At 68.5% G+C, this 7,365-nt stretch carries 6 protein-coding genes; 1 reads left to right on the top strand and 5 read right to left on the bottom strand.

Features of this window, described 5'->3' with window-relative positions:
• Positions 1 to 515, bottom strand: a 515-nt coding sequence (locus tag FV233_RS26965) for a transposase (RefSeq protein WP_147899347.1), incomplete at its 3' end; no start/stop codon positions are given.
• A gap of 353 nt (positions 516 to 868) precedes the next feature.
• Here FV233_RS26965 and FV233_RS26960 point away from each other — a divergent pair.
• Positions 869 to 2,220, top strand: a protein-coding gene (locus FV233_RS26960; protein ID WP_147899346.1) for an IS3 family transposase whose coding sequence is annotated in 2 segments (ribosomal slippage) — positions 869 to 1,205 and positions 1,205 to 2,220 — 1,353 coding nt in all. Because the reading frame shifts where the segments join, the coding sequence is not laid out codon by codon here.
• Between the two features lie 305 nt (positions 2,221 to 2,525).
• Here FV233_RS26960 and FV233_RS26955 read toward each other — a convergent pair.
• From FV233_RS26955 to FV233_RS26940, 4 genes are all read right to left on the bottom strand, one after another.
• Positions 2,526 to 2,765 (bottom strand): hypothetical protein, encoded by a 240-nt coding sequence (locus FV233_RS26955; protein WP_147899345.1) that lies wholly within the window; start codon positions 2,763 to 2,765, stop codon positions 2,526 to 2,528.
• Between the two features lie 967 nt (positions 2,766 to 3,732).
• A complete protein-coding gene (locus FV233_RS31415) occupies positions 3,733 to 5,094 on the bottom strand; it encodes a phage portal protein (RefSeq protein WP_246690104.1) in 1,362 nt (453 codons plus the stop codon).
• 535 nt (positions 5,095 to 5,629) lie between these two features.
• On the bottom strand, positions 5,630 to 5,821 hold the full coding sequence (locus FV233_RS26945; RefSeq protein WP_147857707.1) for a hypothetical protein: 192 nt from the start codon (positions 5,819 to 5,821) through the stop codon (positions 5,630 to 5,632).
• Positions 5,822 to 5,987: 166 nt separating this feature from the next.
• Positions 5,988 to 7,298, bottom strand: a complete 1,311-nt coding sequence (locus FV233_RS26940) for a terminase family protein (RefSeq protein ID WP_187278243.1) — start codon at positions 7,296 to 7,298, stop codon at positions 5,988 to 5,990.
• Positions 7,299 to 7,365: the final 67 nt, after the last annotated feature.

Here is a 7,365-nt window from a genome sequence, read left to right as displayed (position 1 = left end):
GCCCAGGCGAAGGACCGCTCCACCACCCAGCGACGCGGCAGCAGGACAAACCCGCGTTTGGCCTCGGGCGCCTTGACCACCGCCAGAGCGATACCGTGCGCCTGGGCCGCGTCCGCCGCCCGCGCGCCGGTGTAGCCCTGATCGACGAAGCCCGTCTCGACGCTTCCGTCCGTCTCCGCTTGCACCGCGCCGGTCAAGCGATCGACCTCGCCGCGATCGTCGGCATCGGCCGGGGTGACATGCAGCGCCACCACGTGGCCGGGTGTGTCCACCGCCAGATGCACCTTCGAACCGCGCTTGCGCTTGGCCCCGTCGTAGCCCGCCCGCTCGCCGCTCTCGGGCGAGGACCGCAGCGTCCGGCTGTCCAGGATCACCGCAGACGGCTCCGGCTTGCGATCCCCTGCCATCCGTGGAACCGCCCGTAGGTCCCCGGCCACATCGGTGAGATACGGCGCAACCAGCGCCCATTCCTCATCGGACACGTCAGAGGGATAGCCGGCACGACCTGCGCTCATGCCCAAAAACGCAAACCTCACCCATTCAGTTCATAACAGCCTCTAGGCTCCGGCGCTTTACGGCACGGGGCGAGGCAGCCAGATCGGAGATACGCTCGGCCAGAGCGAACACAGATCGGAGCTAGAGCGTTTTCGGTTTGCGCTGAGTCGATACGGCGGGGTTCACGCGGAGGCGGCGGGCTGATTCACTGATCGCTCTGGAGGAGGAGTGACCGATGGGACGGCCCTACAGTCAGGATCTACGCGAGCGGGTGGTAGATGCCGCCGCTGTCCGACGTCATCACCTGTGGGACAGAATGAGGGTCTTCACGAACGGAGGATGGCTGGTTCATCGTAGCCCCTGAGGAGCGAAGATGAAGCAGACATCCGGACCGGCCAAGAAGCCGGCAGAAGCGGTGATCAAGGACATTCGCCGGGCCACACGTCGGCAGTTCTCGTCCGAGGAGAAGATCCGCGTGGTGCTGGAAGGCTTGCGTGGCGAGGACAGCATTGCCGAGCTTTGCCGACGTGAGGGGATCGCCGCCTCGATGTACTACGGCTGGTCCAAGGAGTTCCTGGAGGCTGGCAAGAGGCGCCTGTCCGGCGACACGGCTCGTGCGGCCACCACGGATGAGGTGCGGGATCTGCGCCGCGAGACGGGGGCGCTGAAGGAGGTCGTGGCTGATCTCGTCCTGGAGAACCGTCTGCTTAAAAAAAGCATGAGCGGGGCTGGGGGCGACGAGGCATGAGGTACCCGGCCCCCGAGAAGCTGGAGATCATCCGGCTGGTCGAGCAATCCCACCTGCCGGTGCGTGCCACCCTGGACAAGCTCGGCATCACCCGCTCGACGTTCTACCGCTGGTACGACGCCTACCAGCGCGGCGGCCCCGAGGCGTTGAATGACCATCCTTCGCAGCCGAGCCGGGTCTGGAACCGTCTACCTGCGGAGATCCGCGAGCAGATCGTTGCTCTGGCCTTGGAGCAGCCTGAACTCAGTCCGCGTGAGCTGGCAGTGCGCTTCACCGACGAGCGCCGCTACTTCGTCTCGGAAGCGACGGTCTACCGGTTGCTCAAGTCTCAGGACCTGATCACCAGCCCGGCCTATATCGTCATCAAGGCCGCCGACGAGTTCCGCGATAAGACCACCGCGCCCAACCAGCTTTGGCAGACGGACTTCACCTACCTGAAGGTCGTTGGCTGGGGCTGGTACTACCTGTCGACGGTCCTGGACGACTTCTCACGCTACATCGTCGCCTGGAAGCTGTGCACGACGATGCAGGCCAGCGACGTCACCGCCACGCTCGACCTGGCGCTGGGGGCGGCTGGGCTCGATCAGGCGCGGGTGATGCCGCGGCCACGCCTGCTCTCCGACAACGGGCCGAGCTACGTCGCCAGCGACCTAGCTGACTGGCTCGGCATTCGGGGCATGACCCACATCCGCGGCGCGCCATGCCATCCTCAAACGCAGGGCAAGATCGAGCGTTGGCACCAGACGCTCAAGAACCGCATCCTGCTCAAACACGCCTACTTGCCCGGCGAGTTGGAGACGCAGGTTGCCGACTTCGTCGAACACTACAACCATGCCCGAGCCCATGAGAGCCTGAGCAACCTCACGCCCGCTGACGTCTACTTCGGACGCGGCGAAGGGATCCTGACCGAGCGGGAACGCATCAAGCGCCAGACCCTGATGGATCGCCGCTTGCGCCATCACGCGCAGGCCGCCTAACCTCCTACCCCAGATGGACCAGAGCCTCTGTCCCTGAACACCGCTGAATGTCCCAAATCATCTGACGACGGACATGCGCCTGATCAGCCCGTTCATCATCGCGGTGGCGTGGTGGCAGATGCGGAGGGTTCGCCGTGCTGGTGACGACATGCGCCGGGCCAGGGAAGGCCTCCGCCAAGCGGATTACCTTGCCACCCGCGCTCTGCGGACCCTAATCGCAATCGGCAGAGGCCCGATCCCGCGCACGCTCAGCGGCGTGCCGGCAATCCCGCTGATGCCGGTACTAATCGTAGGCGAGGTGTCGCTTATCCGACGAATATTCGGATGAAGTCCGCGCAGGCGACGGCCAACAGCAGCACTACCCCCCAGCTCAAGGCGCGGATCTGGCGCTCCGCTTCGGAGGCCTTCGTTTCCAGAGTGCCGACGCGCAGCCGCATCCACCGGACCTCCTCTTCGAGGTTCATTTTGGGTTCCATCGCTGGCCTCGATGCGGTGAGACGTTGCCGCAAACTTTTCGCCAACGTCGGCGCCAGCTTGGCGGTCACGTGTGTCGCCAGGTTGGCAGCTCACGGAGTGGTCAGGTTGGCCACACCAGAGGATGCAGTCGCAAAGTCTGCGCTTGCATTGGTTTAAGTCGCCAAGCTGGCGAAAGCTTGGGGGACCGTGGGCGTCAGACTGCCAGGCCTCTCAGGATCACGCCGACTGCAACGAACGCCCCGGCTGAATAAGCCACCGTGAAGGCTAGCTCGAACATGATCGGCGGTCGCTTTCTGCGAAGGTGCTGCTGGCCGGTGGTGTTCCGCCGTAAGGGCAGATCCGACCGACAACCCAGGGCTGAACAACTTGTTTCCAGCACGCCCTTAGATTTTGCAGCATCCACGCCCGCCGAGCCGCCACCGTCGAAGTGAAACCGTCGGCGGGCGTGGAAGGTCGAGAGGGGGCCCCGACGAAGACAGGATAGCGATAGGAAGTTGACGTTGAGTTGCCGGCTGCCACCAGCATCCACGCCCGCCCCATCGGTGGGTTGAGGGGCACTTCGGGACGGACGTGGAAGGTCGGCAGGAGAGCCGACACCCAAACATACAGGCTCTCACTCAGCTCGTCGATAACCGATGACCGGCATCTGTGAAGCATTAGAACGTAAGTGGCGGCTTATCGGAACAACGGCAATCCTAGGCCAAGTATGCAGAGGCCAGCTAGGAAAAGAACACCGCTCGCAACCTCAAGGATAACCTTGAACCGTTCGAACACCAACGAGGCCCCAGCGAAGGTTGTACCGGCTACCAGGCAGATCAAACTCAACACGACCAATGCAACGCCTCTCCATCGGGATGAATAGGCAATCTACGGTGGGGAAGGTAGGCAAGTTTCAATCACCGGGTGCGGCCGGTGGCACCGCTCCCTAGCGAACGCCGCTCGCGCGTCCCGTGCAGAAGGCAAGTGGCCGACTCTATGTTGGTATATTTGTAGGTATGAACTGCTTTTATAAACTATGCCATTGATGCGTCACGACTAATCTGGCATGTCTTGAGCTAACAGCAGCCGCACCCCCGCCGCCCCGCGCCGGGCCAGGCTGGCCGCGAACGCGCCCGGCACCACCACGTCGCGGCCGAGATCGGGCACGCCGAACACGCTGGCGTAGCCGGAGAAATGGCCATCCATCGACAGGGTCCTCGGTTGGTTTTTTTGGGATGGGCTGAGAGGCCGTGGCTTCAAGGACAGCCAGTCCAGGAAGGGCAGGCGCTCTCCCCCCCCCCTCTGCGGGCTACGATGTTCACACCTCGGCTTGCGAAAGCCGCCACGCGCCCCCTCTCCCGTGCGGGAGAGGGTTGGGGTGAGGGGACAGGTCTTTCCGGAAAGCGCGCATCCCTCACCCTGTCCCTCTCCCGCACGGGAGAGGGGAACCGCGCCACATCCGGGGATGGGTGAATCCGATAGCCCGCAGAGGGGGAAGGGAGAGCGCGCGGATCTGGGCAGGCGGCGCGCGCCCTTCACCCGCCCGCCTCCGGCTCCGGCGTTCTTGGCCTCGACGAAGTCCATGTCCCGGGGCGACAGCGCCAGGGGCTTCCAGTCCAGGCCGCCCTCCAGGAGCAGCGGCCGGCCGGCATTGGCCGCCCCCTGGTAATTCGCCTCCAGCTCGGCCTTCAGCCGGTCGAACTGCGGCTCGGTGAGCGCCGCGCCGGCGAAGACCAGCGCACCCGAAGGCCGCGCCGCGTTGTCGAGCAGCCCCTTGTTCCAGGCGCTCGCGGCGTTGTGGATGTCGAGGGCGGTGGCGGCGGCCTCGATCGGGGCGAGGCCGGCATAGTCGTCGTCCGGGTGGAACAGGCTGAGCGCCAGGATCGGGGCCACCTCGGGGGCGCCGGGAGCCGGCAGGTCGAACCGCCGGCTGTTGCCGCCCACCGTGTAGACGTAGGCGACGGGCCAGCCGTCCGGCCCCGGCAGCATCCGCATCCGGCCGGGCCGCAGACTCTGCAGGGCCGCGATCCGCCCGTCGAGGCTCACCGCCTCCAGGTAGGCGGTGCCGCTGAGCGTCAGGTCCGCGTAGACGGTCTCGAGCAGGCGCGTGCCGCTCTCGCGCGGGTTCGGCCGGGCGAGCAGCGCCAGGAGATCGGCCGCATGGCCGGCGCCCGGTCCGGTGGCCATGAGCGGCAGGCTGGCCGCCCCCTCGGCGACCAGCCGGACCGCCCGGTGCACGATCGGGTTGCGCTGGTAGCCGGCCCGCGCCAGAGCCGCCGGGTCCCGGGCGGTCCAACTCGCCCGCCCGTCGGTATAGAGCGCGAAGGCCGGGGCGGCCTTGGTGACGAGGGCCGGTTCCGGAGGAGCCCCGGCGGCGCGGCGCGCCACCCGCGCCATCCGATCGAGGAAGGTCGCCATGCCGGTCCGCTCCTGCGCCATGATGATGTCGCTCTCCGATCGTCGACGGCCCGGGACGGCCGGACGGGATCGGGAGGCTTGGGATTCTCTCGGCCTGCGCCCGCGGGCACCATTGCGGCTGCGGCGAATACACCGCACCCGAGCCGGCACCGTGGCGACAGCGCTACAGCCCGGACGGGCGAAGTCGTGTATTCAGGATGCAGTTCGTTCCAGAGACCACGAACCGACTCCCGGCGCGCTTCCCGCAGAGGCGCGCCGTATTGTTTTGTGCCCGCCTCGACGGCACGGCTACGATCCGGCGCCCTGCGCGCGCGGGCCATCCCAGCCGCGCTCCGGGACCCCGAAGCGCCGGGTCGGCAGCCGACGCGCGCAGGCGATGCGGAACGGGCGCCATGCGCCGCCGCCGACCGAGAGACTTACCGCCTCAGGCTGCAGGGTATTCCGATTCGAGGAATGCAGGGCTCAGGCGTCGTCCCGAACGATGGCCGCCGCGTTTCGGATGATGCGGGGCGAAAACCGAACGCATCGACGCCGATCAGACGGCCTCGACTTCACGGCCGACGCCGTTGGCGGCTTCCCGGGCGCAGCGGAGAACCGCGGCCCGGTCGGTCTCGCTCGCGATCGCGTTCCACAGGCGCAGCAGCTCGACCGTCGCACTCAGGTCGGGGCGGACCGTCGCCGCACCGTAGAAATCGCCCACCGGGCAGCCGAGGGTCTCGGCGATCATCCGGAGGCGCCGTTGGGCCCCGTCGGGTAGACAGCTCTCAGGATTAACATCCGAGCTCACGGGCCACCCTCCGATGTACACGGGTTTATAGCAGTCGCTCCGAGTGTATGCAATTTAAGGATGAAGTCTGGCGTCACGTTCCCGTGTGACAGCGCACGAGGCGGCCTCAGAGGCCGCGGATCCGCGGCGCGCGGGGCGCGTCGAGCAGCAGGTGCGTCACCGCCCAGACCAGGGCGTCGAGGCGATCGGGCGAGCCACCGCTCGACAGGCCGTCCGGACCGAAATCGCACAGCTCGTCCTCCAGGGCCGGGAAGGCCCCGACATGGTGGACGAGGCCGCGGGCGTAGAGCAGCGACACCGGCTCGGCACGCAGGTACTTGCCCCGCGTCGCGCGGACGGGCGTGACCGGCACCGCCGGGTCGCACTGGGCCAGCACCGCGGCGGCCATCTCGCCGCCCTGGTTGACCTCGACCACCAGGGCGTCGGCCCCGAGCCGGTGATAGAGCGCCAGCGCCGCCCCGGCCCAGGCCTGGGGGCTCGCCCGGGCGAGGCTCGCATCGGCCAGCACGTAGGCCTGGGCGCCGGCCCGGCCTGCGGCCACGATCCCGCAGGCATCCGAGCGCGTCCCCGAGGTCGCGGGCGGATCCACGGCCACCACGATCCGGGCGAGGTCCGGCGCGGCGCCGACCCGGCCGGCCTCCAGGGCGGCACGCTCCCACAGGGCATCGTCCCGGTCGGCGATCAGCTCGCCGTCGAGCTCCTGGCGGCCGAGGCGGGTGCCGGCATAGCGCCCGACCACCTGCTCCAGGAAATCCGGGGCGAGGTGCCGGGCGTTGTCGTGGGTGCGGGCGCGGCTGACCACGGTGCGCGGGTCGGCGAGCAGGCGGCGGATCAGCGGCACCGGCCGGGGCGTGGTGGTGACGAGGTTGCGCGGGCGGGAGCCCAGCCGCAGCCCGAATTGCAGCATGTCGAACGCGGCCTCGGGCCGACGCCACTTGGCCGCCTCGTCGCACCACGCGGCCCCGAATTGCGGGCCGCGCAGCGCGTCGGGCTCCTCCGCCGAGAAGGCCTGCGCCACCGCGCCGTTGTCCCAGGCGAGCCGGCGCAGGCTCGGCGACCAGCGCGGGCGCGCCCGGCCCCGGGCCGGCAGGTTGAGCAGGCCGGACGGCCCCTCGACCATCACGTCGCGCACGTCGAGATGGGTCTCGCCCACGAGCGCGATGCGTCCGACCGGCTCCGGCGTGAAGGCCGGGTCGCCCCGGGCCAGGGCGTCGACCCATTCGGCCCCGGTGCGGGTCTTGCCGCAGCCGCGGCCGCCGATCACCGCCCAGGTGGTCCAGGGCGTCGCGGTCTCGGCCGGCGGCAGCTGGTCGGGGCGGGCCTGATGCAGCCAGTCGTCGGCCAGGGCGCAGACCAGCGGCGCCGGCAGGGTCGCGAGGAAGTCAGGCAGCCTTCCGGTCGCGGACAAAGCCAGCATAGCGGCGCGCGATCTCCGTGCGGAGCGCAGGCAGGTCGGGTCCGGTCCCGCCATCGCTCCCCTCCCC

It is taken from the genome of Methylobacterium sp. WL7, from assembly GCF_008040085.1.
GTDB lineage: Bacteria > Pseudomonadota > Alphaproteobacteria > Rhizobiales > Beijerinckiaceae > Methylobacterium > Methylobacterium mesophilicum.
This window is presented reverse-complemented; position numbering and strand designations above follow the sequence as displayed.